The organism is Haemophilus sp. HMSC068C11, assembly GCF_001815355.1.
Taxonomy (GTDB): Bacteria; Pseudomonadota; Gammaproteobacteria; order Enterobacterales; family Pasteurellaceae; genus Haemophilus_D.
This window is the reverse complement of the sequence record NZ_KV820375.1, coordinates 317968-344308: the sequence shown is the minus strand read 5'-3', so window position 1 is coordinate 344308 and position 26341 is coordinate 317968. Positions and strand designations below refer to the sequence as shown.

Here is a 26341-nt window from a genome sequence, read left to right as displayed (position 1 = left end):
GCGACTGCAGCAAGCTCTTCTGCATCAGCAGCAGATAGCTCAGCAACCGCTGCAAGCTCATCCGCTTCAGCAGCAGATAGCTCAGCAACCGCAGCAAGCTCTTCAGCTTCAGCAGCAAACAGCTCAGCGACAGCAGCAAGTTCTTCAGCTTCAGCGGCAGATAGCTCAGCAACCGCAGCAAGCTCATCCGCTTCAGCGGCAGAAAGCTCTGCGACAGTAGCAAAAGAGGAATCAGCATCAATTAAACGTGTTGTGAAATCAACAGATGAAAACGGCAAAGTAAACAACGTTGAATCTGAAGTCGATGGCAACAATGCGACTGCAGTAGGTTCAGGTGCGAAAGCGAAAGGTGATAATAGCTCTTCGTTTGGTACAAATGCTAACGCAAATGGTAAGAATGCAACTGCAATTGGTCAGGGGGCTAATGCTTCAGCTAATAATGCAACGGCTATCGGTCAAGGTGCGAAAGCCACCGCAAACAATTCTGTGGCATTAGGTCAAGGCTCTGTAGCAAATGAAGCGAATACTGTTTCAGTGGGTTCAGTTGGTAATGAACGTCGAATCACCAATGTGGCAGATCCAGTTCGTGGTACGGATGCGGCAAACAAACAATATGTTGATCGTTCTGTTGGTGCAGTTCGTAGCGAAATGAAGAAAACTGATAAGAAACTTCGTGGTGGTATCGCAGGAGCAACTGCTGCAGCGAATATTCCACAAGTGACTAAACCAGGTGGTTCAATGGTTGGCCTTGGTGTAGGTAACTACAAAGGTGAAAGTGCAGTTGCAGTAGGTTACTCACGTGCGAGCGATAACAATAAAGTTATCTTCAAAGTGAGTGGTGCAGCAACTACACAAGGTGATTACAATGTTGGTGCCGGTGTAGGTTACCAATGGTAATAATCAACTAATTAAGATAAATCACTCGGGTAGGAATATCCGAGTGATTTTTATTATTTAAATCATTTGAAAATACGTTTATTTTTGACCGCACTTTCAGATGATTTAAATAATAAAAAGGAAGAGAATTATGCGTAAATATAAAATTGGGATCACCTTTAATTTAGAAGCAAAAGTCACAGATATTTGGGCAAATGGTGCGAATCAAAATGTTATTCACCTTTATCATTTATTGCAACATTCATCGATTGTAGAAGATGTTATTTTGGTTTCATGGGGACCAGAAAAACGCACTACACCTCCAGAAGGGTTTATGCTTGATGGATTAAATTTGAAATACGCTTATATTGAGGATGTAATTGATCAATTAGACGTATTGATTGAGGGAACATTGGTGATTGAACCTAATCAAGTTACTCGAATGCATCAACATGGTGGTAAAGTTGTTTGCTATAAAATGGGTAATGACTTTATTATGGATATGGAAAATTTCCTTTTTGATAAGAAAGCAGGAAGAGTGTTTAACGGTACGTTATTTGATTCTGTATGGATGATTCCACAGCATGAGAATACCTGTAAATCTTATTTTTCCATTATGTATCGTTGTCCTGCTTATGTGGTGCCTGCAATTTGGTCGCCGGTATTCTGTGATCAGGTGATTAAGCGAATTAAAGAGAAGCATAATCTTACTTTTGGTTATAAACCAGATGCTGAGAAAAAAGCTAAACGTATAGCCTCTTTTGAAGCCAATATTAACGTAGTGAAAACTTGCTTTACGCCAGTGTTAATTGCTGAACAAGCCTATCGTGAAGCGCCTGAGAAAATTAAAAACGTCTATATGTGCAACACCTACGATAAAAAAGATAATCCAACCTTTTTCAATTTCATAGGTCGAACTAATCTTGTTAAAAATGGGGTGATGACGGTAGAAGGGCGTTATCAAATGCCTGATTTTCTTACTCGCTATGTAGATATTGTGCTAAGTCATCAGTGGGAAAATGGTTTGAATTATGCTTACAATGATGCTTTGTATGGTGGTTATCCATTTATTCATAATTCAAAACTAATTCCGAAAGGTGTAGGGTATTATTACGATCAGTTCGATGCATTTGAAGGTGCAAAAGTATTACTTGATGTGATTGATAACCATGATAAGCATCATGAAGAATATGTGAAAAGAGCAAATGAATATCTAGATTCGCAATTACCAACTAATCCTGTGAATATTTATTTGTATGAGAAAGAGATCAAGCGGTTGTTTTCTGAATAAGACTTGTGAAAATCCCTTAGTGAGCGCTAAGGGATTTTTTATTCAACTTATAAATCTTGATTAGTATATCTATAATATTTACCACAACGCATTAAATTCTTTTTCGTATTTTTCTTTCAAATTAAGAAAATCTACTTTTTCATTCTCTGGCAGCAGTTCATAGCATGTCATTATATACCTATAAATATCATCTACATATTTTTTAAATCCAGGCAATAACTCATTGTTGAGTTTCATATTTTCTATTTCAGTTATTACATCAGATAGATTTTGAAATAGACTTACTTGATTTTTAGCGGTCGCAACAGAACTAATTGAACCTTTTCTTTCTCTTCTATACATATAAAAGCAGTTTTTATAAATCGCATAACTACTAATATATTTAGTAAGAAAAAAACTCCATGCCACATCTTCAAAAGATCGCCCTTTTATAAAAAAGAGGTGGTTTTTTAAAATTAATTCTCTTTTTATTGTTTTTGTAAAGGGGAACCCAAGATAAATTCCATCTTGATAAAGACCTTGAAAGTCTTCCCTAAAAGAACCTATTAGCTTATCTCGGTTGATGTAATGGTTCACAATTTTTTCAGGATAGACACTGCTCATATAATTGAAGATAGTATCGGGATTATTTTCAGTAATTATCTTTTGTAAATCAGAGAGAATAGTTGTTCCTTCCCAATAATCATCACTATCTAAAAACATTAAATACTCTCCTCGAGCAATTTGAATGCCTGCATTTCTTGCGTCGGATACTCCACCGTTAATTTTATGGATAAAAACAATATTAGAATATTGTTTAGTATATTTAGTGCAGATATCGATGGAATTATCAGGCGAACCATCATCAACTAAAATAAGTTCATAATTCTGATAATCTTGCGCTAAGACAGATTCAATACATTGTTCGAGGTAACGTTCAACATTATAGATTGGTACAATGATACTAAATAGTGGATTTTCAACTTTATCTTGTTGTTTTTGGCTTGGATTTTCCCCCAATAGATAACGTGCTTGAGCAATATTTTGAGGTTCATGGAATGCAGTAAATTGATCAGCAAGCCAGTAGGGTTTTGTTTCACTTAAAAGTGCGGTTAATTTTTTTGCGACATCTTTGCGGATGAGATAAAGCGAACAACCATAGTTGTACTGATTTGTATCACCATAGATTAATGCATCAGGCTCATCACTAGCTTGGTATAGGCGTTCACAAGCAGGAGTTTTACCATCGCGCTGTAATTTGATAATTCCGTAAGAAGAGTATTTATTAGCATAATTGATAGCATGCTGAATGAAGTTTTCAACAGGCTGAATTTCACCTTCAGCAATTAAAGCAAAATCATTGTTTTGTAGCTGTTCATTTTCAGCAATCGCTTTCCAGCATTGAATATGAGATAGCGTGTGGGCGATTTCTTTGTCATTGGGAGTGCGCTCAAGTAGTTCTTCTGCTCTTTTTAAATTAAATAAGGCTGGAGAATGACCGAGTAAGCTAACCTGTTCTTTAGTTACTGCAGAAATAGGAACAACATGAGAGTCAGAGGCGCATTGTAAAAAATGGCTCAGTCTCTCTATTCTTTCAGATGCATAAATAACATAACAGGTTAGTTTTTCCATCGTTTTGATTACCCTTTATTTTTCGCGGTAGTCACTTTCAACGCCATATACCCCACAATAGCTGAAACAGTGGAGCCTAATAAGATCCCTAATCGAGAAAGGGCGTTAATGCTTTCACCGGCATCAGCATTGAAGGCAAGGCTGGCTAAGAACATTGACATGGTGAAGCCGATACCACACAAAATTGCTACGGCAAAAATTTGTTTAAAGTTGATGCCTTGTGGAAGTTTTGCAATGCCAAGTTTTACGGAAAGATAACTGAAACCAAATACGCCGAGTGGTTTTCCGATAATTAAGCCAAGAGAAATCGCGAGCAATAATGGTGATGTCAGCATGCTGAGATCAATGCCATCAAAGCTTACACCCGCATTGGCAAATGCAAATAATGGCAAGATAACAAAGGATGACCAAGGGGCAAGAATGTGCTCAAAGTCGTGTAATGGTGTTTCGCCATTTTTGCCTTTCAATGGAATACAAAATCCGATGATAACCCCTGCAAGGGTAGCATGCACACCTGATTTTAATACCGAAGCCCATAAGATTGTTCCCACTACCATATAGACACAAAGTGCGGTCACTTTAAAGCGGTTTAATGCGATAAGTACAACAATAGCAACCGCAGCAAAGACAAGTGCTTGCACGCTTAATCCATGGGAGAAGAAGAGTGCAATCACGACAATCGCGCCTAAGTCATCAATGATGGCTAAAGCAAGTAAAAAGATTTTTAATGGGAGTGGCACTTGTTTGCTTAATAACGCCATGATACCGAGTGCAAAGGCAATGTCTGTCGCCATTGGAATTGCCCAGCCATCGGCTAAAGTAGGATCTTGTTGTGCAATAAAAATATAAACCAAGGCAGGAATAACCATTCCGCCAACTGCAGCAATGGCAGGGAAAACCGCTTGTTGATAGCTTGAAAGGGAGCCCTCAAATAATTCTCTTTTGACTTCCATTCCCACTAAAACAAAGAATACCGCCATAAAACCATCGTTGATCCAGTGAATTAAGGTTTTATCGATAGAAAAAGTCCCTACTTGAATTCTGACTGGTAAGTTTAAAAAGTCGTTATAGTTTTGATTGAGCGGTGAATTGGCTAATAGCATTGCGACTACTGCTGAAAAAAGTAATAAAATTCCGCCAGCTGATTCCAATTTGAAAAAACGCTGAATTTGTTGAATCAAACTCAGTTTATTCATTCATTCTCTCCTAAAAAAGTAATAATAAAGGCTGGATATTATCACAAATTTACTAATTTAGGGAAAATAGGCTATGGATAATGTGTGATTTAATCGGGATGTGATAGATTTCGTGATCTATTTCACAGAATTTATTTTCATTTTTGGAATAAAAAACAATTTAATAGTAAAATTCTTAAAATTTATTTATTCGAGAATGCTTATGTTTTCAAAAAAAGACATCACCGTATTAGGTATGATGATTTTTGCTTTATTTTTAGGCGCAGGAAATATTATTTTTCCACCGATGGAGGGGTATTCAGCAGGTAACCATTGGGCAACGGCTTCGCTAGGGTTTGTGATAACAGGCGTACTCATGCCATTTATTACATTGGTTGTGGTGTCAGTGTTAGGACGTGGCGAAGAACTGACTAAGGACTTACCCAAGTGGGCAGGCGTATCCTTTTTAACCATTCTTTATTTAGTCATCGGTTCAACCTTTGCAATGCCTCGAATTACCAATGTCGCTTATGAAATGGCATGGCTACCATTGGGGCTCATTGAAGATAGTGCGACAACACGTCTTATTTTCTCTGTGATCTTTAATATTATCGCCATGGGATTCATGATTCGCCCAAGTACCATTATTTCAACGGTGGGTGAAGTGATGACACCGGCATTGTTGGTATTATTACTCGTTGTTGGGATAACGGTTTTTGTGTCACCTCTTTCTGATATTGTTGCTCCGTCGCAGGCGTATGCCGAGAATTCAGCATTAACCACAGGATTAATTAGTGGTTATCAAACAATGGATGTACTGGCTGCGATTGCCTTTGGTGGCATTGTTGCACGGGCATTATCTGCAAAAAACGTAACCAATCTCCAAAAGATTGTTAAATATACGATTTCAGCCGGCTTAGTATCAGTCGTCTTATTAGGTTGCTTATATTTTTCTTTATTCTACTTAGGGGCAACTTCTGATGCGGTGGCACAAGGTGTAACAAATGGCGGCCAAATCTTCTCTCGTTATGTGAACAGTTTATTTGGCACGGCGGGAACCTGGATTATGGCGGGTATTATTACTTTAGCAAGTCTAACCACATTAGTGGGCGTAACCAGTGCGTGTGGTGATTACTTTTCCAAGTTTTTGACACGTTTTTCTTATCCATTTTGGATTGTCTTCTTCACTGCCATGACGACAATTATTTCACAATATGGCTTAACAAAATTGCTCCGAGTGACGATTCCTGCCTTGTTGTTGATTTACCCAATGGCGATCATGTTAGTGGTTTTACAGCTAGTGCGTAATAAATTGCCTTCTATTCGATTGAGCTATTACACCACTATTTTTGTAACAGTTTGTTTTAGTTTGATTGATAGCCTGAAAAACTTGGATATATTACCAGAAGGGTTACATCAAATCATGACTCATTTCCCGCTCTATTCACAAGGGCTTGCGTGGCTTGTGCCCGCATTATGTACTTTAGTGCTTTCCATGATATTCGGGAAAACAATTTCAAAATAATAAAAATGCCGATAATGATTTATCGGCATTTTTATATCAAGTGCGGTCGTTTTTTCACGTATTTTTAGGCTGCAAGACGTTGTCTCACAATTTCAAATAAACATACACCTGTTGCAACGGAAACATTCAGAGATGAAACAGAGCCCGCCATTGGAATACTAATCAGCTGATCGCAGTGTTCACGAGTAAGACGACGCATGCCTTCACCTTCGGCTCCCATCACTAAGGCAAGAGAACCCGTGAGTTTGCTTTGATAAATGGTTTCTGTTGCTTCGCCGGCCGTACCCACCACCCAAATATTATGGTTTTGTTGTAGATCTCGTAAAGTACGAGCTAAATTGGTTACGCGAATTAATGGCACAGTCTCCGCAGCACCGCAAGCCACTTTACGTGCAATAGAAGCGAGTTGAGCAGATTTATCTTTTGGCACAATAACAGCGCTCACACCGGCAGCATCCGCAGTACGTAAACAGGCCCCCAGGTTATGGGGATCTGTCACACCATCAAGCACCAATAAAAGTGGATTTTGTTTACGAGTAAGAAGTTCATTCAGATCATGTTCATTCAGCTCTTTCGCTTCTTGCACACGCGCAATCACACCTTGATGTACTTCACCGTTGGATTTTTTATCTAATGTTTGACGGTTTACAAATTGCACCGCAATGCCTAAAGCATAGAGCTCATTGAGTAAGGGTTGTAGGCGTTTATCTTCACGGCCTTTCAGCACAAACACTTCAATTAAACGTTCAGGGCTATTTGCTAAAATGCTGTTTACAGCATGGATACCATAGATATTTTCTGACATAGGGTTCTCTTATTTATTATTTCTTCCGTTTTCTCGTCGGTTTCTTAGAAACATCTTTATTTTTAACCGCACTTTTACGTTTTTTTGACGCGTTAGGTGGCAGTTCCTTAAAGACTTTTTTCGCTTTTTGTTTCGCTGTTTTTCCCACACGACGTGGTTTTCTCGCACTTTCGACTAAACTGAAATCCAACATTTTTTGTTCTAAATGAACGGCGACCACGCGAATTTTGACTTTATCGCCAAGTCGATAAATCATACCACTATTTTCACCGATTAAACGTTGTTTTGCCGCATCAAATTGATAGTAGTCGTTATCTAAAGTGGAAATATGGACTAAGCCGTCAATGAATAAATCATCCAAACGAACGAATAAGCCAAAGCCCGTTACAGATGAGATCACTCCGCTAAATTCAGCGCCCACGTGATCTTGCATATATTCACATTTCAGCCAATCTGCCACTTCGCGAGTGGCATCATCGGCACGGCGTTCTGTCATCGAGCAGTGATCGCCTAACAAATCCATTTCATCAAAAGAATAATGATAGCCGCCAGTATCCGTCGTTTTACGTTTAGCGCCTTTTTCTTTTGCTAATAAATACTTAATTCCACGGTGAAGGGTTAAATCCGGATAGCGGCGAATCGGGGAAGTAAAGTGAGCATATTCCTCTAAAGCCAAACCAAAGTGACCGATATTATCCGCATGATAAACCGCTTGGCTTAATGAGCGAAGTAACATGGTTTGAATGAGTTCGTGATCCGGACGATCTTTCACTTGTTCTAACAATTTCGCATAATCTTTCGTGGTCGGTTTCATGCCACCTTCAAGGCTTAAACCACATTCACTTAAGAATGCACGGAAAGACGTCAGTTTCTCTTCACTCGGAGCAGCATGAATACGATAGAGTGCAGGCTCTTTATGTTTTTCCATAAAGTTTGCCGCTGCAATATTCGCAAGAATCATGCATTCTTCAATGATTTTGTGAGCATCATTTCGCACAACAGGTTCAATGCGATCAATTCGTCCCATGGCATTGAAAATAAATTTGGTTTCAATGGTTTCAAAATCGATAGCGCCACGTTGTTTGCGTGCATTCAGTAATGCTTGATAGAGATGATGCAATTCTTCTAAATGTGGAACAAGTCCTTGATAACGCGTGCGGAGTTCCTCATCGCCATCTAAAATTGCGGCGACTTTCGTATAGGTTAAGCGTGCATGAGAATTCATTACCGCTTCATAAAAACGATAGTCTGTGAGTTTACCTTTGGCAGAAATGTGCATTTCACACACCATACACAAGCGATCAACTTGTGGATTCAGTGAACACAATCCGTTTGATAAAATCTCTGGTAGCATTGGCACAACACGATTTGGGAAGTAAACGGAGTTACCTCGATTATAAGCTTCTGTGTCTAGTGCAGAACGCAAACGCACATAATAGCTGACATCGGCAATCGCCACCCAAAGTTTCCAGCCTTTGCCGCTTTTTTCGCAATATACGGCATCATCAAAATCGCGTGCATCTTCGCCATCAATGGTAACCAGTGGCAGATTGCGTAAATCCACACGACCTTTTTTTGCTTCTTCAGGCACTTCTTCCGTGAATTTTTTAACGTATTTTTCGACCGCACTTGGGAATTGGTGAGGAATGTCATGATTACGAAGGGCGATCTCCACTTCCATCCCTTTTGCCATATTGTCACCCAGAATTTCGTTGATAATACCAACAGGTTGAGTGAAGGAGGCAGATCGTTCTTGCAATTCAACCACGACAACTTGTCCCATTCGAGCCCCATTGCGGTGTTCATTAGGGACTAAAATATCTCGTCCGATACGGCTGTCATCAGGCACCACATAGCTAAAGCCATTTTCTAAGAAGAAACGGCCGACAATTTGTTTTTTGCGACTTTCAAGTACACGAACAATACGGACTTCACGACGACCACGGCGATCTAAGCCTGCAGGCTGTGCTAACACAAAATCACCATGCATTACACGTTGCATTTGGTGATTAGGAATAAAGAGATCCTCTTTTTTGCCTTCGACTTGTAAAAAGCCATAGCCTTCGCGATGGCCAATGACCATGCCTTTGAATAAATCTAATTTTTCAGGCAAGGCATAGCGTTTACGTTTAGTGAAAACTAACTGTCCATCATTTTCCATAGCGCGCAAGCGGCGACGCATGGCTTCTTGTTGTTCGTCACTTTTAATTGAAAGTGCGGTCAGAATTTCTTCCCGACTCATCGGGGCATTATTTTCACGAATAATTTGCAGAATGTAGTCTCTGCTTGGGATCGGATTACCATATTTTGCTAATTCTTTTTGATAATTTGGATCCGCTTTTTTAAAAGATTTTTTGGTCATTTATTGTTTATTTTATGATTAATTTTTAAGTTGTGGGGTAGTTTACAGGTTAAAGGAGGGAATGCAAGCTCGTTATGGGGCGTTTGTGGCAAGACGGTTTACGGCAAACAAAAACCGCACCAAAGTGCGGTTTTATTTTTAAGCTATTTTAGTGCTTTAATTACGCTAATTTTTTGATTTGAGCAGCTAATTTAGCTTTGTGGTTTGCTGCTTTGTTAGCGTGGATTAAGCCTTTAGAAGCCATACGGTCAACAACTTTTTGCATTTCAACGAATGCTGCTTCAGCTGCTGCTTTTTCACCTGCTGCTACTTGAGCATATACTTTTTTGATGTAAGTACGCATCATAGAGCGTTGGCTTGCGTTGTGTTGGCGGCGTTTTTCAGATTGAACCGCGCGTTTTTTTGCTGACTTGATATTAGCCAAGGTCAAACTCCTAAAATTTCTGTTAGATGATTATGACAAAATAAGGGCGTAGAATATGCCGATTTTTTATACTTTTGTCAATGAATAATTTGTGTTGATTTCGGTGAGACACAACCGAAAGTAAGCATCGTTATTTAAAAAAAGCGCTTTCTATTGGCTCACACAAACGATGTGGGCAGGATTTTATCAGTTTTTTTCGTTGGAATATAGCGTAAAAACAAAAATTCTATACAATTAAGGCAAATTTTTTTGAAGAGACCCCTATTTTGAGTAAACGACTTTTAAAATCCGGCATTATCGTGAGTGGGATGACATTAGTGTCCCGTGTGTTAGGTTTAGTCCGTGATGTGGTAATAGCACATTTGATCGGTGCAGGCGCGGCGGCAGACGTGTTTTTATTCGCTAACCGTATCCCAAACTTTTTACGTCGTTTATTTGCGGAAGGGGCATTTTCTCAGGCTTTTGTGCCGGTATTAGCCGAATATCAAAAATCGGGCGATCTTTCTAAAACGCGAGAATTTATCGGGAAAGTGTCGGGCACGCTAGGCGGTTTAGTCAGTGTTGTCACCTTGCTTGCGATGGTGGGATCGCCTGTCGTGGCGGCGATCTTCGGGATGGGCTGGTTTACTGATTGGCTAAATGACGGACCCGATGCACACAAATTTGAACAAGCCTCTTTACTCTTAAAAATTACTTTTCCTTATTTATGGTTTGTCACCTTTGTGGCACTTTCAGGCGCGATTTTAAATACGATAGGCAAATTTGGTGTGATGTCGTTTTCGCCTGTTTTGTTAAATATTGCCATGATTGCAACCGCACTTTTCCTTGCACCAAGATTAGACAATCCTGATCTTGCTCTCGCTATCGGGATCTTCTTAGGCGGTTTATTACAATTTTTATTTCAAATCCCTTTCTTGAAGAAAGCAGGCTTGCTCGTAAAACCAAAATGGGCATGGCATGATGAAGGGGTAGCGAAAATCCGTCGATTAATGATTCCTGCCTTGTTCGGGGTTTCCGTAAGTCAAATCAACTTGTTGCTTGATACAGTCATTGCCAGTTTCTTAATGACGGGATCCATTAGTTGGCTTTATTATTCTGATCGTCTATTGGAGTTTCCACTTGGGCTATTTGGTATTGCGATTTCCACTGTGATTTTACCGACGCTTGCTCGCCATCACGTGAATCGAGAAGATAATTCTTCCCAAAGTGCGGTTGATTTTCGTAATACCATGGACTGGGGCGTACGAATGATTTTATTACTCGGCGTGCCTGCCGCAATTGGTATTGCCGTGTTAGCCCAACCAATGTTACTGGTATTGTTTATGCGTGGCAGTTTTACCTTAACAGATGTGCATGCAGCCTCTTATTCTTTATGGGCATTCAATGCCGGTTTGCTTAGCTTTATGCTGATTAAGATCTTGGCTAATGGCTATTACGCACGGCAAGACACTAAAACGCCCGTGAAAATCGGGATCATCGCCATGGTGAGCAATATGGGCTTTAATGTCTTGGCGATTCCATTTAGTTATGTGGGGTTAGCGATTGCTTCTGCCATGTCAGCAACCTTAAATGCTTATTTGCTTTATCGTGGTTTAGCTAAAGAGGATGTATATCATTTTTCACGTAAAAGTGCGGTCTTTTTTCTGAAAGTTTTAGGCGCAGCCTTAGCCATGGGCGGTTTGGTTTGGTATAACTGCCCATCGATTCAAGAATGGGCAGCCATGACATTTTTAATGCGTATCTATTGGTTGGTTTGGTTAATTGGGCTAGCTGCTGTCGTTTATTTAGGCGTATTGGTGCTCTTGGGTGTTCGTAAACACCATTTACTGACAAAACATTAAGTTACCGCTATAATGCACCGATTATTTTTCGTTTTTTGGAATAAGATGTAATGCAATTAATTCGTGGGCTTCATAATTCACAGCCATATTTGTCAGGGTGTGCATTAACCATTGGCAATTTTGATGGCGTGCATTTGGGGCATCAGGCGATTTTGCGTCATCTTCGTCAGAAAGCGAATGCGCTGAATTTACCCATGGCAGTGATGCTTTTTGAGCCGCAACCGCGCGAATATTTTATGGGCGACAAAGCCCCTGCGCGCTTAATGCGATTAAGAGATAAGTTACATTATTTAGCTCAGGCGGGTGTGGATGTGGTGATCGTCGCGAAATTTGACCGTACTTTTGCTGATCTTCCAGCAGAACAATTCATTGAAGATTGGCTTGTACGCAAATTAAATGTGAAGTTTCTCAGTATTGGTGATGATTTCAAATTTGGTGCGAAACGTTTAGGCAATTTTGCGATGTTGCAACAAGCCGGAAAGCAGTTTGGTTTCGAAGTGGAAGATAGTCGCACTTTCTGTTTAGATGAGTTGCGTATCAGTAGCACCGCTATTCGTGAAGCGTTGGCTAAAGATGATTTACAGCATGCGGAAAATTTACTCGGTAAGCCTTATCGTATTTTTGGTCGCGTGATCCACGGCAATAAATTAGGGCGAACCATTGGTTTTCCTACCGCGAATGTTCGCTTACATCGCCAAGTGAACCCAGTAAAAGGGGTTTATGCGGTGAAAGTGCGGTTAAAATCGGGCAAGATTTTTAACGGCGTTGCAAACATGGGAAAACGCCCAACTATTAACGGCACGATACAATTATTAGAAGTCCATTTATTTGATTTTTCTCAGAATATTTATGGACAAATGGTCGAAGTGGAATTCTGCCAGAAGATTCGCGATGAGATAAAGTTTCCTTCTTTTGAAGCGTTGAAAGCTCAAATTGAACAAGACGTAAAAACAGCGAAAGCATTTTTTGCAAAATAGAATTATATTGAAATATAAAATTGGAAAATAACATGACAGTTGATTACAAAAACACGTTAAATTTACCTGAAACAGGTTTCCCTATGCGTGGCGATTTAGCCAAACGCGAACCTGTAATGTTAAAAAATTGGTATGACAAACAGTTGTATCAAAAAATCCGCCAAGCGACTAAAGGTAAAAAATCCTTTATTTTGCACGATGGCCCTCCGTATGCGAACGGCAATATTCATATCGGTCACGCCGTTAATAAAATTCTGAAAGATATTATTGTTAAATCCAAAACCGCATTAGGTTTTGACTCGCCTTATATCCCAGGTTGGGACTGTCATGGCTTGCCAATTGAATTAAAAGTAGAAGGTTTAGTGGGCAAACCAAACGAGAAAATTACAGCAGCTGAATTCCGTCAAAAATGCCGTGAATATGCAGCGGAACAAGTCGAAGGACAGAAAAAAGATTTTATCCGTTTAGGCGTATTAGGCGATTGGGATAATCCTTATTTAACGATGAACTTTAACACCGAAGCAAACATCATCCGTACACTCGGTAAAGTGATTGCGAATGGCCATTTATACAAAGGTTCAAAACCAGTGCACTGGTGTTTGGATTGCGGTTCTTCTTTAGCAGAAGCTGAAGTGGAATACGAGGACAAAGTTTCTCCATCTATCTATGTGCGTTTCCCAGCAGTAAGTGCGGTTGAAATTGAAGAGAAATTTAACGCAGTAGGCAAAGGCCATGGCAAATTATCTGCGGTGATTTGGACTACCACACCTTGGACAATGCCATCTAACCGTGCGATTGCGGTAAATGCAGACTTAGAATACAACTTAGTACAACTTGGCGATGAGCGCGTGATTTTAGCCGCTGAATTAGTTGAATCCGTAGCGAAAGCGGTGGGCGTAGAACAAGTTGAAGTTTTAGGTTCAGTAAAAGGTCAGGCGCTTGAGTTAGTACGTTTTAACCATCCGTTCTATGATTTCACTGTGCCAGTGATTTTAGGTGATCACGTGACCACTGATGGTGGTACGGGTTTAGTACATACCGCACCTGATCACGGTTTAGATGACTTTGTTGTGGGTAAACAATATGATTTACCGATGGCCGGTCTTGTATCTAATGACGGTAAATTTATTTCGACCACCGAATTTTTTGCAGGCAAAGGCGTATTTGAAGCCAATCCATTGGTTGTTGAAAAATTACAAGAAGTGGGCAACTTATTGAAAGTTGAGAAAATCAAACACAGCTACCCACACTGCTGGCGTCACAAAACCCCGATTATTTTCCGTGCGACTCCGCAATGGTTTATCGGCATGGAAACACAGGGTTTACGCCAACAAGCATTAGGCGAGATCAAACAAGTTCGCTGGATTCCAGATTGGGGTCAAGCGCGTATCGAGAAAATGGTTGAAAACCGCCCTGACTGGTGTATTTCCCGTCAACGTACTTGGGGCGTGCCGATGACCTTATTCGTGCACAAAGAAACCGAAGAACTTCATCCGCGTACTTTAGCGTTACTTGAAGAAGTAGCGAAACGTGTAGAGAAAGCCGGTATTCAAGCATGGTGGGATTTAGACGAAAAAGAATTATTAGGTGCGGACGCAGAAACCTATCGTAAAGTGCCTGATACCCTTGACGTATGGTTTGACTCAGGATCAACCTATTCTTCTGTTGTGGCGAATCGTCCAGAATTTAACGGTCAAGATATCGATATGTATTTAGAAGGTTCTGACCAACACCGTGGTTGGTTTATGTCTTCTTTAATGCTTTCTACGGCAACAGACAGCAAAGCACCATACAAACAAGTATTAACTCATGGTTTCACCGTGGATGGTCAAGGCCGTAAGATGTCAAAATCTATCGGTAACATCGTGACACCACAAGAAGTCATGGATAAATTCGGTGGCGACATTTTACGTTTATGGGTGGCATCTACCGACTATACCGGTGAAATGACCGTTTCTGATGAAATTTTAAAACGTGCCGCGGACAGCTATCGTCGTATTCGTAACACTGCGCGTTTCTTATTAGCGAACTTGAATGGTTTTGATCCTCAACGTGATGCGGTTAAACCGGAAGACATGATTAGCTTGGATCGTTGGGCGGTAGCTTGTGCGTTAGATGCACAAAAAGAAATTAAAGACGCGTACGATAACTATCAATTCCATACAGTAGTACAACGTTTAATGCGTTTCTGTTCTGTGGAAATGGGCTCGTTCTACCTTGATATTATTAAAGACCGTCAATATACAACCAAAGCAGACAGCCTTGCGCGTCGTAGCTGTCAAACAGCGTTATGGCACATCGCGGAAGCATTGGTTCGTTGGATGGCACCAATCTTGTCATTCACGGCAGATGAAATTTGGGGCTACTTGCCACAAACAGCAACTGCACGTGCAGAATTCGTCTTCACTGAAGAATTCTATGAAGGCTTATTTGGTTTAGGCGAGAATGAAAAACTAGACGATGCTTACTGGCAACAACTTATTAAAGTTCGTTCTGAAGTGAACCGTGTATTAGAAATCGCGCGTAACGATAAAGTGATCGGTGGTGGTTTAGAAGCAGAAGTAACGGTTTATGCTAACGATGAATATCGTGCATTGTTAGAACAATTAGGAAATGAATTACGTTTCGTGTTAATTACCTCAAAAGCAGAAGTGAAAGCATTAGCAGACAAACCTGCGGATGTGGCTGCGGGTGAGTTAGAGGGTATTGTGGTAAGCGTAGCACGTTCTAACGGTGAAAAATGTCCACGTTGTTGGCATTATTCTGACAAAATCGGCGTGAATCCTGAACATCCTACACTTTGTCCACGTTGTGTGGAAAACGTAGCGGGTAACGGCGAAGTACGTCAGTTCGCGTAAGCTTAAAATCATGAAGAAAAGAGCGGTCAAAATTGACCGCTCTTTTTTATGTTTAAATGAACAGAAATAAAAAAGGCTGATATTAATCAGCCTTAAAGATTTTATTGGTTAAAAGTATTACATACAGAAGGCTTGGCACTTTGTAAGCCTTTTCTGAACCATTCTAGACGCTGTGCAGATGTGCCGTGAGTGAAGCTATCCGGTACTACATAACCTTGGCTGCGTTTTTGTAAACGGTCATCGCCCACAGCTTCTGCTGCATTAAATGCTTTTTCTTCATCACCTCGTTCAAATAAACCACTTTTCACTGCTTGGCTCGCCCAAACACCAGCGAAACAGTCAGCTTGAAGTTCTAATTGAACAGAAAGTTGATTTGCCGTTTTACGATCGCTGCTTTGTTGTGCGCGATTCACTTGCGGCAGAATACCAAGCATATTTTGTACATGGTGACCGACTTCGTGCGCAATCACATAAGCAAAGGCTGAATCACCCGCTGCACCCAGTTTATTTTTCATTTCATTATAGAATGATAAATCAAGGTAAACTTTGCGATCGCTCGGACAGTAGAATGGGCCCATTGCAGATTGACCAGTACCACAAGCGGTTGGGGTTACACCATTGTAAAGTACCATGGTTGGCTCACTATAGGTTTTCCCCATTTGTCTAAAATATTGTCCCCAAACGGTTTCAGTATCCGCTAATACAACTTTAGAAAGACTCGCAAGCTGCTGTTCTTCTTGGGTTTCTAATCGTTGAGAGCTTTGTCCAGAAAAATCCGGTGTGCCCACTAAGCCTGAAAGATCCACGCCATAATAAGCACCAACTAATAAGATAATAATACCGAAAATACCAGTTCCTCTTCCGCCACCGAAGTTACCGCCGCCAGAGCCACGTCTATCTTCAATATTTGAGCTTTCTTTACGACCTTGCCAACGCATAATTTGTCCTTTCTGAGTGAGTAAATTTAAAATCGGCGTATTCTATCAAAGTGCGGTCAATTTTAGATCGGTTTTCTTGAAATATTTACATAGCTTTACACTCTGCTTTATAGACTTCTCAAGGGAATTTCAGTATCGTAATAATCCCTTAAACAAACATACAAAAGGAACTTTAAAATGGGTTTATTTGATTTTGTCAGTGACATTGGTAAGAAAGTTTTCTCTAAAGAAGAAGAGGCATCTAAAGCAGTGACTCAACACATCGCAGAAGACAATCCAGGCGTGGAAAACTTATCTGTTACCGTTGAAAATGGTGTAGCAAATATCCAAGGTGTGGCATCAACTGCAGCGGCATTAGAAAAAGCAGTATTAATGGCGGGTAACATTCAAGGTATCCACTCAGTAACAAGCGATGCAAGCATCAATAACGGTGAAACCTTAGGCAGTGATGAAACATTCTATGTAATCCAAAAAGGTGACACCTTGTGGAAAATCGCTGAGAAAGCTTACGGAAATGGCGCGAAATATACCGCTATCGTTGAAGCGAACAAAGAAGTGATTAAAGACGCGGATAAGATTTTCCCAGGTCAAAAAATTCGTTTACCGAAAGGTTTATAATTCGATAAAAAGTGCGGTTATTCTTGACCGCACTTTTTTCTTTATCAAAAATTGTTGATAAATTGTGCAATTTTAGCGGGTTTTCTATTGAATTTTCCGGTTTCTATCGACTGTTTGATTTTCTTTCGCTATAATTTGGCGGTTTTTTATTTTTACAAACAATAACGTGTTCGGTGTGGTTTTTACCGAGTGCAACATTAATTGAGGTTACAAATGTCATTAAATATTGAAACAACTCAAGGTTTAGAGCGTCGTGTGACGATCACCGTTCCAGCTGAAGCTGTAGAAAAAGCAACTCGTGAAGAATTCAAACGTGCAGCAAAAAATGTACGTGTTGATGGTTTCCGTAAAGGTCACGTGCCAGCTCACATCATTGAACAACGTTTTGGCGCATCAATCCGTCAAGATGTGTTAAACGATTTATTACCACGTCATTTCTTTGACGCAGTAATCGCTGAGAAAATCAACATCGCAGGTCGTCCAACTTTCGCTATCGAAACGTTCGAACCTGGTAAAGATTTATCATTCACTGCAACTTTCGAAGTGTACCCAGAAGTTGAATTAAAAGGCTTAGAAAACATCAAAGTTGAGAAACCAACTGTTGAAATCACTGAAGCTGATATCGATAAAATGATCGATGTATTACGTAAACAACAAGCGACTTGGGCTGAAAGCAAAGCTGCAGCGAAAGCAGATTCACGCGTAACAATCGACTTCGTTGGTTCAGTAGATGGCGAAGAATTCGAAGGCGGTAAAGCAACTGATTTCGTTCTATTCATGGGCCAAGGTCGTATGATCCCTGGTTTTGAAGAGGGCATCGTAGGCCACAAAGCAGGCGAACAATTCGATATCAATGTGACTTTCCCAGCTGAATACCATTCTGAAAACTTAAAAGGTAAAGATGCAAAATTTGCGATCACCTTGAAAAAAGTAGAAGAAATGGAATTACCAGAATTAACAGATGAGTTCGTTGCTAAATTTGGTCCAAACACTAAAACTGTGGCAGATTTACGTGCAGAAATCCGTAAAAATATGGAACGTGAATTGAAAAACGCATTAGTTTCTCGCGTTAAACAACAAGTCATAAACGGTTTAATCGAACAAAACCCAATTGATGTTCCAGCTTCTGCAGTAGAAGAAGAAATCAATGTGTTACGTAACCAAGCAGCACAACGCTTCGGTGGCAATGCACAACAAGCTGCACAATTACCACGTGAATTATTTGAAGCTGATGCAAAACGTCGTGTTCAAGTCGGTTTATTATTCTCTGAAGTGATCAAATCAAACGAATTGAAAGCGGATGAAGAACGTGCGAAAGCAATGATCGCGGATATCGCTTCTGCTTACGAACAACCAGCTGAAGTAGTTGAATATTACAGCAAAAATGAAGAGTTAATGAACAACATTCGCAATGTAGTATTAGAAGAACAAGCAGTTGATGCCGTTCTTGCTAAAGCTCAAGTGACTGAAAAAGCGTCTTCATTTGATGAGATCATGAATCCACAAGCATAATAATTGATAGAACGTGAATTAAATTCACAGATATATCATCGAAAAGTGCGGTTGTTTTTTTCAATGAAAAGCGACCGCATTTTGTTTTTACTGATTTTCGGGTAGAATATTGCCCGATTTTTTAGCACATATTTAGGGGCAAAAATGAGTGTAATTCCTATGGTTGTCGAACAAACCTCTCGTGGTGAACGTTCGTACGACATTTATTCCCGCCTATTAAAAGAGCGCGTGATCTTCTTGAATGGTGAAGTAGAAGATCATATGGCAAATTTGATCGTGGCACAGCTACTTTTCTTAGAATCAGAAGATCCGAAAAAAGACATCAATATTTATATTAACTCACCGGGCGGTTCAGTGACTGCGGGTATGGCAATTTACGATACCATGCAATTTATTAAACCGGATGTGCGTACTCTTTGCATTGGTCAAGCTTGCTCAATGGGCGCATTTTTACTTGCAGGGGGGGCAGCAGGAAAACGTGCTGCATTACCGAATGCACGAGTGATGATTCATCAACCGTTAGGTGGTTTCCGTGGACAAGCATCTGATATTCAGATCCACGCACAAGAAATTTTAAAAATTAAACAAACCTTAAACGAGCGTCTTGCTTTCCATACAGGTCAAAGCATCGAGCGTATCGAAAAAGACACCGATCGTGACAACTTTATGTCGGCGGAAGAAGCAAAAGCTTACGGCTTAGTGGACGATGTGTTGATTAAACGTTAAGGATTTAACATGACAACAAATGATAACGATCTTCACTGTTCTTTCTGCGGAAGAGAAAAAAGTGAAGTAGGTAAATTAATTGCGGGTACAGATGGTTATATTTGTAACGAGTGTATCGAGCTTTGCCACAGTATGTTGGAAGACAGTGGAGAAATCGAAACACCTAGCGAACTGGCAGTTGAAGAAAAATTACCGACACCACACGAAATTCGTGCGCACTTAGATGATTATGTGATTGGGCAAGATTATGCGAAAAAAGTCTTGTCAGTGGCGGTTTACAATCACTATAAACGCTTACGTACGAACCACCAAAGCAATGATGTGGAATTAGGTAAAAGTAATATCTTGTTAATTGGTCCAACAGGTAGCGGTAAAACCTTATTAGCACAAACCTTGGCACGTCGTTTAAATGTACCTTTTGCTATGGCCGATGCGACGACGTTAACCGAAGCTGGTTATGTGGGCGAAGACGTGGAAAATGTTCTGCAAAAATTATTGCAAAACTGCGATTACGATACGGAAAAAGCAGAGCAGGGCATTATCTATATTGATGAAATTGATAAAATCAGCCGTAAATCAGAAGGCGCGTCTATTACTCGCGATGTGTCTGGTGAAGGTGTGCAACAAGCCTTATTAAAATTAATTGAAGGCACTATCGCATCTGTACCGCCACAAGGTGGACGTAAACATCCTCAACAAGAAATGTTGAAAGTGGATACCTCAAAAATCCTCTTTATTTGTGGTGGGGCATTTGCTGGCTTAGATAAAATTATCGGTAAGCGTACACAAACTGATACCGGAATTGGTTTTGATGCAAAAGTAGAGAAAGAAGAAGACAAAGAAAATCTTTCTGAATTATTCCGTCAAGTTGAGCCGGATGATTTAATGAAATTCGGTTTAATTCCAGAATTTATTGGTCGTCTTCCGATGATTGCACCATTAAGCGAATTAGATGAGGAAGCGTTGATTCAGATCCTTACTCAACCGAAAAATGCACTGACCAAACAATATCAAGCATTATTTGGCTTAGAGGATGTGGAACTTGAATTCACGCCGGAAGCATTAAAAGCGATGGCGAAAAAAGCCCTTGAACGTAAAACCGGTGCACGTGGTTTACGCTCAATCGTTGAGGCTGTATTGTTAGATACGATGTATGATTTACCTTCAATCGAAAACTTGCAAAAAGTGATTGTGGATGAAGAAACCATCGTTGATAACAAACCACCAAAGCTCGAATATAAAAACTAATAGAAAGTGCGGTTGTTTTTTCTAACATTTTTCATAGGCAATCCCGAAAGAAAATGCTACAATCGCACGTTCTGAAATTAATCTAAAAATTATTTATCCCTTATTTTATACGGATTCACTTATGGCAACTGAAATTGTTGAAAAAAAGAAACACGACCAAGAACAAGTCGTAGAAGGAAAATCAAAAGGCTTAAACACTCTTCTTTGGATTCTTTCTGTGGCATTTTTTACTGCTGCAGCGATTGGTAACGTTTATTTTAAAGACGCCTTCTCTTTACCTGTACGTGTAGTTGGCGTAGTTGTCGCTTTATTAATTGCCTTTGGTTTAGCTGCAATTACTAATCAAGGTACAAAAGCTCGTACATTCTTTAGCGAAGCAAAAGTTGAAGGTCGTAAAGTGGTATGGCCAACTCGTGCAGAAACACGTCAAACAACTTTAATCGTAATTGGGGTAACCGTGCTTACCTCTTTATTCTTCTGGGCAATTGATTCAATTATCATTGCATTGATTAACTTCTTAACTGATTTGAGATTCTAAAATGAGCGAAACTGAAAACGTATCCAAAAAACGTTGGTATGTATTGCAAGCATTCTCAGGCTTTGAGAGTCGTGTTGCAATCACATTGCGTGAATATATCAAACAACAACAAATGGAAGATCAGTTTGGTGAAGTATTAGTGCCGACTGAAGAAGTCGTTGAAAACGTAGCAGGTAAACGTCGTAAAAGCGAACGTAAATTCTTCCCTGGCTATGTATTAGTTGAAATGGCAATGAATGATGACACATGGCACTTAGTGAAAAGCGTACCACGTGTAATGGGCTTTATCGGTGGTACACCAGATAAGCCAGCGCCAATTTCTAAACGTGAAGCAGATTTAATTTTAAATCGTTTAGAGCAAAGTGCTGAAAAACCACGTCATCGTAAAGAATATCAACCAGGTGAAGAAGTACGTGTGACAGAAGGTCCATTTGCTGACTTTAATGGTACGGTTGAAGAAGTGGATTACGAAAAAGGTCGCTTAAAAGTGTCTGTATCTATCTTCGGTCGTGCAACACCAGTTGAGCTTGAATTTGGTCAAGTGGAAAAAACACGTTAATTTCCCTTTTCCAAAATAAGAAATTTAATGGCCGCACTTAAAAAATAAAGTGCGGTTGTTTTTCGAGTAGTTTTTCTGCTTGAAATTTCGAGGCTGATTAATTAAAATACAGCCTTTCATTAACAGGGGAGCCGATTTCGGCGTTATCACCCATTTAGAGGAAACTAAAAAATGGCAAAAAAAGTCCAAGCATACGTTAAGTTGCAAGTTGCAGCTGGTATGGCAAACCCATCACCACCAGTTGGTCCTGCATTAGGTCAACAAGGTGTGAACATCATGGAATTCTGTAAAGCATTCAACGCTCGTACTGAGAGCTTAGAAAAAGGTTTACCAATTCCAGTTGTTATCACTGTATATGCAGACCGTTCATTCACTTTCATTACTAAAACTCCACCAGCAGCAGTATTATTGAAAAAAGCTGCAGGTATCAAATCTGGTTCAGGTAAACCGAACAAAGATAAAGTGGGTAAAGTAACTTTAGATCAAGTTCGTCAAATCGCTGAAACTAAAGCAGCAGATATGACTGGCGCGACTATCGAAACTAAAATGAAATCAATTGCTGGTACTGCTCGCTCAATGGGCTTAGTGGTGGAGGAATAATACGATGGCTAAATTGACTAAAAAAATGAAAGCAATCAAAGCTGGCGTAGATTCTACTAAAGCATACGAAATCAACGAAGCAATCGCGTTATTAAAACAATTCGCAACTGCTAAATTCGTTGAAAGTGTTGACGTTGCAGTAAACTTAGGTATCGATCCTCGTAAATCAGACCAAAACGTTCGTGGTGCAACTGTATTACCACACGGTACTGGTCGTGAAGTACGCGTAGCTGTGTTCACCCAAGGTGCTAACGCAGATGCAGCTAAAGAAGCTGGCGCTGATTTAGTAGGTATGGAAGATTTAGCAGAGCAAATCAAAAAAGGCGAAATGAACTTTGATGTTGTTATCGCTTCTCCTGATGCAATGCGTGTTGTTGGTCAATTAGGTCAAGTATTAGGCCCACGTGGTTTAATGCCAAACCCTAAAGTTGGTACCGTAACACCAAACGTTGCTGAAGCAGTTAAAAATGCTAAATCTGGTCAGATCCGTTATCGTAACGATAAAAACGGTATCATCCACACAACAATTGGTAAAGCAAACTTCTCTGAAGTTCAATTAAAAGAAAACCTTCAAGCATTATTGGCTGCTTTAAACAAAGCAAAACCAACTACTGCAAAAGGTATCTTTATCAAGAAAGTAAGCATCTCTACAACTATGGGTGCTGGTGTCGCTGTTGATCAAGCTTCACTATAATTAAGCGTTAAAACTTAATTCAAATTAACCGCACTTTGGGTAACTGAAGTGCGGTTATTTTTTGTGTTCTTTTCAATAAAGTGAAATATTGAGAATATAAAAAGAGCGGTTAAATTCACAAAACAATGGAATTTGACCGCTCTTTTTATGAGAGATTACTTCGCTAAAGCGAAAATTGCTTCAATAGCTTCTTTGGTGTAAATCTTATCCATTTTCGCCTTAATAGCAGTTTGAACCGCATTTCCAATAATTTCAGCTAAGGTTTTATCATCAATGCTGAGTTGCTCAAGACGAGTTGGTGTGCCGATTTTATCAAACCAAGCTTTTAAGGCTTGAATACCATCTTCAGCCTTATCTAAGCCAAATATTTCTTTAGCAAAGCGTTTGAATTGAGCAGGTCTTTGAGATTGATACCATTGCATCCACGCAGGCATAATTACAGAGAGCCCTGCGCCATGGGGTACATCTGAAATCGCACTCATGGAATGCTCAATCATATGATTTGGGAAACCGTAAGGTGAGATACCTAAATGAGTTAAACCGTTCAACGCAAGTGTAGCCGCCCAGGCAAATTCACCACGAGCATTGAGATCTTGTGGATCATTGAGCAAGATTTCAGTCGTACGGATAACGGTTTTAATATTGCTTTCTACTAAGAAATCAATAATTTCAGGACGATATTCTGCCGTGAAATAGGCTTCAATAGAATGAGCAATAATATCTGCGGCAGAATACACTAAATAATCACGGCTGACGGTCGCTTGTAATTTCGGATTAATGACTGATACTTTCGGGAATAAATGATTACTGTGAATTGAATATTTTTGCTGCGTTTCTTCATTGGTAATGACTGAGCCCCAGTTCATTTCACTGCCTGTTGCCGCAAGGGTTATTACATCAAAAATCATCAACGCTTTTTGCACCGGTGTGCCTTTAAAGAAGTCCCAAGTATCACCCTCATAGCACGCACCCGCCGCGATCGCTTTCGCACTATCAAGGCAAGAGCCTCCACCGATACTCAGCACACTATCAGTACCAAAGGCCTTCGCCATTGCAACAGCTTCACGGACTTTGCTGATTGTTGGGTTACTTTTTACCCCGCCACATTCAATGTATTCAATTCCCTGCTCACGCAAGCTTTTCGCCACATCTTCAAATAAACCGGATTGTTTGACTCGCTCACTGCCATAGATAATTAAGGCCTTTTTTGCACCGTATTCGTGCATATATTTACCCATCTCTTTTTCTTTATCGAGGCCAAATTCAATGCGAGTAGGGTTTTGAAAACTAAATGGATACATATTTATCTCCTTGTTATCTGTTAAGTGCGGTTAGTTTTTGCGTTGTTTTTATTCTACAAAGTAATGCGGAATAAAGTGGCTATCATTGCCGGTAACAGGGGTAAAATCTTCTCTTAATCCGATGCCGCATGCTACATCACCAACTACCCAAGAACCAATCATAGGATACATACCATCAAAATTCGGTAGTTCAAATTTTTGTTGATAGATGTAGCCTGCCTGATCGTAAAAGGCAGAATGTTCGCTGCCTTTGGCGGCAAATTCCAGACCATTACGTTTTTCATAGTAAGAAACATTAGCGCCCTCACGACCTAACGTCGGTTTTTTCACCCATATTGATTGACGATCGGTAATATCATGCTTGCTAAAGTAAGCAGGTAGTAATAATGGATGATTTGGATGTTTTTGCCACAATTTCGCTAATAGCACTTTATTGCTTAATAGTAATTTCCACGCAGGCTCAATAAAAGTAGTGGATGAATTAAGCATGTGTGGTGCATATTCTGTCGTAGTCATCCATTCAAGCGGGTAGAGCTTAAATAAACAATCAATAGGTTGATTATTCAGATCGAGGAATTGCTGACTGTCTTTATCGTAGCCCACATCTTCAATAGCAAGCTGATGAATATGCCAACCTGCGTTGTAAGCCACATCCACTAGGTAATCGATATTGCCCCAATCTTCACGGCCCGCTTCTTGCATGGCACTAAAATGGAAATCGTTTAGTCCTGTTTGCTGTTGAATAAACTGAAAGCGATTGAGCAATTCTTCGTGAATCCAATTAAATTGGTCACGATGCGCTAAGCCTTCAATTTGCTCTAACCATTGCCATTGCACCACAGCAGCTTCAAGCAGGGAAGTAGGTGTGTCGGCATTGTATTCAAACATTTTGAGGTTTTCACCGTCATAACCAAAATCAAAACGGCCATATAAGTGCGGTACGTTTTTAGCCCATGTTTGTTCAATCAGATTTTTCTGTAAATCGGTGAAGCGATAATACGCATAATCACCTTGTTTCACTTCATCGGCAACAAAGTCCATACACATCGCGTGCAATTCATTAGTGGCGTCTTCAATACGATCGATTTCCGCTAGGGTAAATTCATACGCCACATTGTCTGACCAATAATGGGAGCCATCAGAGGAAGGCAGATTATAGTAATCAAAGCCCACATCTAATAATTGTTGCACCATATTAGGGCGAGTAGGAAAGCCTGTGATTCGTTTCATATTTAACCGCCTGAGCTACGGTTACTGCTTGAATTTGAGCTTTTAAAGCCACCGCGTGAAACCGGTTTGCTGTAAGTGCTACCTGCATTGCCTTTCACTAATACAGGCTTACCGACAGAACGATTAGTTTGCGGTTGGATAACTTGACCCGTTGGCGTTGAAACGGCACGGTTACTTGGATTGTAGCTTGGACCTAAAAATGAGCCCATCGTACGCGCAATCATATAGCCCATTGCGGCGCCTGCAATCGCACTGCCCATACTACCGTGTCCTTCTCCTGTTGCAGAGCTAGTGTGGCTTGTTCCCTCAGAACCGCTTGAGTTACCAGAGTGAGTTGCTCCATCTGTATTTAAGGTTTGTTTGACGGTCTGATTGTCTTCTGACCATTTGCTATTATCGCTTGGACGTGTATTTAAATTGCCCGAGAGAGAGGAGCCTGAGCCAGCATGTGCTGTGGTGATGCTGTTATTTTCATTAGATTGGTCAGCTTCGCATAATTCAATTTTTTGCCAATCGGCTAAACAATCCTCAAGGCTGTTATAAACATCTCGTTGAACTTGCTCTTCTGAGCAGCCGCCCAATAAAGCCACAATAGAAAGGCTTACGAGAACTTGATTTTTCTTTTTCATCAT

23 protein-coding genes are annotated in these 26341 nt (G+C 40.2%); 14 read left to right on the top strand and 9 right to left on the bottom strand.

What is annotated here, in order from left to right; genetic code table 11:
* The coding region (locus tag HMPREF3020_RS09550; RefSeq protein ID WP_257282466.1) for a YadA family autotransporter adhesin at positions 1-897 on the top strand (897 nt) is incomplete at its 5' end.
* A 130-nt stretch (positions 898-1027) separates the two neighbouring features.
* Positions 1028-2167, top strand: coding sequence for a DUF2827 family protein (locus HMPREF3020_RS08685; RefSeq protein WP_070582727.1), 1140 nt, complete (start codon positions 1028-1030; stop codon positions 2165-2167).
* Between the two features lie 78 nt (positions 2168-2245).
* On the opposite strand, the gene HMPREF3020_RS08680 is transcribed toward HMPREF3020_RS08685, so the two are convergent.
* Both HMPREF3020_RS08680 and nhaA read right to left on the bottom strand, forming a co-directional pair.
* Complete coding sequence (locus tag HMPREF3020_RS08680) at positions 2246-3778, bottom strand: glycosyltransferase (RefSeq protein ID WP_070776221.1); 1533 nt, start codon at positions 3776-3778, stop codon at positions 2246-2248.
* An 8-nt stretch (positions 3779-3786) separates the two neighbouring features.
* Positions 3787-4974 (bottom strand): Na+/H+ antiporter NhaA, encoded by a 1188-nt coding sequence (nhaA, locus tag HMPREF3020_RS08675; RefSeq protein WP_070776220.1) that lies wholly within the window; start codon positions 4972-4974, stop codon positions 3787-3789.
* Between the two features lie 202 nt (positions 4975-5176).
* Between nhaA and brnQ the strand changes: the two genes are divergently transcribed.
* Complete coding sequence (gene brnQ, locus HMPREF3020_RS08670) at positions 5177-6478, top strand: branched-chain amino acid transport system II carrier protein (RefSeq protein ID WP_070776219.1); 1302 nt, start codon at positions 5177-5179, stop codon at positions 6476-6478.
* Positions 6479-6542: 64 nt separating this feature from the next.
* On the opposite strand, the gene rlmB is transcribed toward brnQ, so the two are convergent.
* The 3 genes from rlmB to rpsT form a co-directional block, all read right to left on the bottom strand.
* A complete protein-coding gene (rlmB, locus tag HMPREF3020_RS08665) occupies positions 6543-7283 on the bottom strand; it encodes a 23S rRNA (guanosine(2251)-2'-O)-methyltransferase RlmB (protein ID WP_070776218.1) in 741 nt (246 codons plus the stop codon).
* Positions 7284-7299: 16 nt separating this feature from the next.
* Complete coding sequence (gene rnr, locus HMPREF3020_RS08660) at positions 7300-9645, bottom strand: ribonuclease R (protein WP_070776217.1); 2346 nt, start codon at positions 9643-9645, stop codon at positions 7300-7302.
* A gap of 160 nt (positions 9646-9805) precedes the next feature.
* Complete coding sequence (gene rpsT / locus HMPREF3020_RS08655) at positions 9806-10069, bottom strand: 30S ribosomal protein S20 (RefSeq protein WP_005695217.1); 264 nt, start codon at positions 10067-10069, stop codon at positions 9806-9808.
* A gap of 266 nt (positions 10070-10335) precedes the next feature.
* Between rpsT and murJ the strand changes: the two genes are divergently transcribed.
* Genes murJ through ileS form a run of 3 tightly spaced genes read left to right on the top strand, consistent with a single transcriptional unit; the run spans position 10336 to position 15745 of the window.
* Positions 10336-11910 carry a murein biosynthesis integral membrane protein MurJ gene (murJ, locus tag HMPREF3020_RS08650; protein WP_070776216.1) on the top strand — a complete coding sequence of 525 codons (1575 nt, stop codon included), beginning with the start codon at positions 10336-10338 and terminating at the stop codon, positions 11908-11910.
* Positions 11911-11960: 50 nt separating this feature from the next.
* Positions 11961-12887: a bifunctional riboflavin kinase/FAD synthetase gene (ribF, locus tag HMPREF3020_RS08645; protein ID WP_070776215.1), complete on the top strand. Its 927-nt coding sequence runs from the start codon at positions 11961-11963 to the stop codon at positions 12885-12887.
* A 32-nt stretch (positions 12888-12919) separates the two neighbouring features.
* The gene (gene ileS / locus HMPREF3020_RS08640) at positions 12920-15745 is read left to right on the top strand and encodes an isoleucine--tRNA ligase (protein WP_070776214.1); all 2826 of its coding nucleotides are present in this window, start codon (positions 12920-12922) and stop codon (positions 15743-15745) included.
* A gap of 101 nt (positions 15746-15846) precedes the next feature.
* On the opposite strand, the gene HMPREF3020_RS08635 is transcribed toward ileS, so the two are convergent.
* Complete coding sequence (locus HMPREF3020_RS08635; protein WP_070776213.1) at positions 15847-16683, bottom strand: KPN_02809 family neutral zinc metallopeptidase; 837 nt, start codon at positions 16681-16683, stop codon at positions 15847-15849.
* A 177-nt stretch (positions 16684-16860) separates the two neighbouring features.
* Here HMPREF3020_RS08635 and lysM point away from each other — a divergent pair, with 177 nt between their 5' ends.
* The 8 genes from lysM to rplA all read left to right on the top strand — a co-directional run bounded on the left by lysM (position 16861) and on the right by rplA (position 23178).
* The gene (lysM, locus tag HMPREF3020_RS08630) at positions 16861-17301 is read left to right on the top strand and encodes a peptidoglycan-binding protein LysM (protein ID WP_065244619.1); all 441 of its coding nucleotides are present in this window, start codon (positions 16861-16863) and stop codon (positions 17299-17301) included.
* Positions 17302-17514: 213 nt separating this feature from the next.
* Complete coding sequence (gene tig / locus HMPREF3020_RS08625; RefSeq protein ID WP_049384847.1) at positions 17515-18813, top strand: trigger factor; 1299 nt, start codon at positions 17515-17517, stop codon at positions 18811-18813.
* 144 nt (positions 18814-18957) lie between these two features.
* Complete coding sequence (clpP, locus tag HMPREF3020_RS08620) at positions 18958-19539, top strand: ATP-dependent Clp endopeptidase proteolytic subunit ClpP (protein ID WP_005699645.1); 582 nt, start codon at positions 18958-18960, stop codon at positions 19537-19539.
* A gap of 9 nt (positions 19540-19548) precedes the next feature.
* Complete coding sequence (gene clpX, locus HMPREF3020_RS08615) at positions 19549-20787, top strand: ATP-dependent protease ATP-binding subunit ClpX (RefSeq protein WP_014064253.1); 1239 nt, start codon at positions 19549-19551, stop codon at positions 20785-20787.
* Positions 20788-20908: 121 nt separating this feature from the next.
* Complete coding sequence (secE, locus tag HMPREF3020_RS08610) at positions 20909-21325, top strand: preprotein translocase subunit SecE (protein ID WP_049357890.1); 417 nt, start codon at positions 20909-20911, stop codon at positions 21323-21325.
* A gap of 1 nt (position 21326) precedes the next feature.
* Positions 21327-21884 carry a transcription termination/antitermination protein NusG gene (nusG, locus tag HMPREF3020_RS08605; RefSeq protein ID WP_005695227.1) on the top strand — a complete coding sequence of 186 codons (558 nt, stop codon included), beginning with the start codon at positions 21327-21329 and terminating at the stop codon, positions 21882-21884.
* A gap of 171 nt (positions 21885-22055) precedes the next feature.
* Positions 22056-22484 (top strand): 50S ribosomal protein L11, encoded by a 429-nt coding sequence (gene rplK, locus HMPREF3020_RS08600; protein ID WP_014064251.1) that lies wholly within the window; start codon positions 22056-22058, stop codon positions 22482-22484.
* A 4-nt stretch (positions 22485-22488) separates the two neighbouring features.
* Positions 22489-23178 (top strand): 50S ribosomal protein L1, encoded by a 690-nt coding sequence (rplA, locus tag HMPREF3020_RS08595; RefSeq protein ID WP_005695230.1) that lies wholly within the window; start codon positions 22489-22491, stop codon positions 23176-23178.
* 155 nt (positions 23179-23333) lie between these two features.
* On the opposite strand, the gene HMPREF3020_RS08590 is transcribed toward rplA, so the two are convergent.
* From HMPREF3020_RS08590 to HMPREF3020_RS08580, 3 genes are read right to left on the bottom strand one after another with little or no spacing between them, the layout of a single operon-like run.
* Positions 23334-24479, bottom strand: a complete 1146-nt coding sequence (locus HMPREF3020_RS08590) for an iron-containing alcohol dehydrogenase (RefSeq protein WP_070776212.1) — start codon at positions 24477-24479, stop codon at positions 23334-23336.
* Between the two features lie 48 nt (positions 24480-24527).
* Complete coding sequence (locus HMPREF3020_RS08585; RefSeq protein ID WP_070776211.1) at positions 24528-25709, bottom strand: glutathionylspermidine synthase family protein; 1182 nt, start codon at positions 25707-25709, stop codon at positions 24528-24530.
* Positions 25710-25711: 2 nt separating this feature from the next.
* The gene (locus tag HMPREF3020_RS08580) at positions 25712-26338 is read right to left on the bottom strand and encodes a DUF1190 domain-containing protein (RefSeq protein WP_070776210.1); all 627 of its coding nucleotides are present in this window, start codon (positions 26336-26338) and stop codon (positions 25712-25714) included.
* Positions 26339-26341: the final 3 nt, after the last annotated feature.

Coding starts and splice junctions, on each gene's coding strand:
- HMPREF3020_RS08685 (WP_070582727.1), top strand. CDS start 1,028: ATGCGTAAATATAAAATTGGGATCACCTTTAATTTAGAAGCAAAAGTC.
- HMPREF3020_RS08680 (WP_070776221.1), bottom strand. CDS start 3,778: ATGGAAAAACTAACCTGTTATGTTATTTATGCATCTGAAAGAATAGAG.
- nhaA (WP_070776220.1), bottom strand. CDS start 4,974: ATGAATAAACTGAGTTTGATTCAACAAATTCAGCGTTTTTTCAAATTG.
- brnQ (WP_070776219.1), top strand. CDS start 5,177: ATGTTTTCAAAAAAAGACATCACCGTATTAGGTATGATGATTTTTGCT.
- rlmB (WP_070776218.1), bottom strand. CDS start 7,283: ATGTCAGAAAATATCTATGGTATCCATGCTGTAAACAGCATTTTAGCA.
- rnr (WP_070776217.1), bottom strand. CDS start 9,645: ATGACCAAAAAATCTTTTAAAAAAGCGGATCCAAATTATCAAAAAGAA.
- ribF (WP_070776215.1), top strand. CDS start 11,961: ATGCAATTAATTCGTGGGCTTCATAATTCACAGCCATATTTGTCAGGG.
- ileS (WP_070776214.1), top strand. CDS start 12,920: ATGACAGTTGATTACAAAAACACGTTAAATTTACCTGAAACAGGTTTC.
- HMPREF3020_RS08635 (WP_070776213.1), bottom strand. CDS start 16,683: ATGCGTTGGCAAGGTCGTAAAGAAAGCTCAAATATTGAAGATAGACGT.
- lysM (WP_065244619.1), top strand. CDS start 16,861: ATGGGTTTATTTGATTTTGTCAGTGACATTGGTAAGAAAGTTTTCTCT.
- tig (WP_049384847.1), top strand. CDS start 17,515: ATGTCATTAAATATTGAAACAACTCAAGGTTTAGAGCGTCGTGTGACG.
- clpP (WP_005699645.1), top strand. CDS start 18,958: ATGAGTGTAATTCCTATGGTTGTCGAACAAACCTCTCGTGGTGAACGT.
- clpX (WP_014064253.1), top strand. CDS start 19,549: ATGACAACAAATGATAACGATCTTCACTGTTCTTTCTGCGGAAGAGAA.
- secE (WP_049357890.1), top strand. CDS start 20,909: ATGGCAACTGAAATTGTTGAAAAAAAGAAACACGACCAAGAACAAGTC.
- nusG (WP_005695227.1), top strand. CDS start 21,327: ATGAGCGAAACTGAAAACGTATCCAAAAAACGTTGGTATGTATTGCAA.
- rplK (WP_014064251.1), top strand. CDS start 22,056: ATGGCAAAAAAAGTCCAAGCATACGTTAAGTTGCAAGTTGCAGCTGGT.
- rplA (WP_005695230.1), top strand. CDS start 22,489: ATGGCTAAATTGACTAAAAAAATGAAAGCAATCAAAGCTGGCGTAGAT.
- HMPREF3020_RS08590 (WP_070776212.1), bottom strand. CDS start 24,479: ATGTATCCATTTAGTTTTCAAAACCCTACTCGCATTGAATTTGGCCTC.
- HMPREF3020_RS08585 (WP_070776211.1), bottom strand. CDS start 25,709: ATGAAACGAATCACAGGCTTTCCTACTCGCCCTAATATGGTGCAACAA.
- HMPREF3020_RS08580 (WP_070776210.1), bottom strand. CDS start 26,338: ATGAAAAAGAAAAATCAAGTTCTCGTAAGCCTTTCTATTGTGGCTTTA.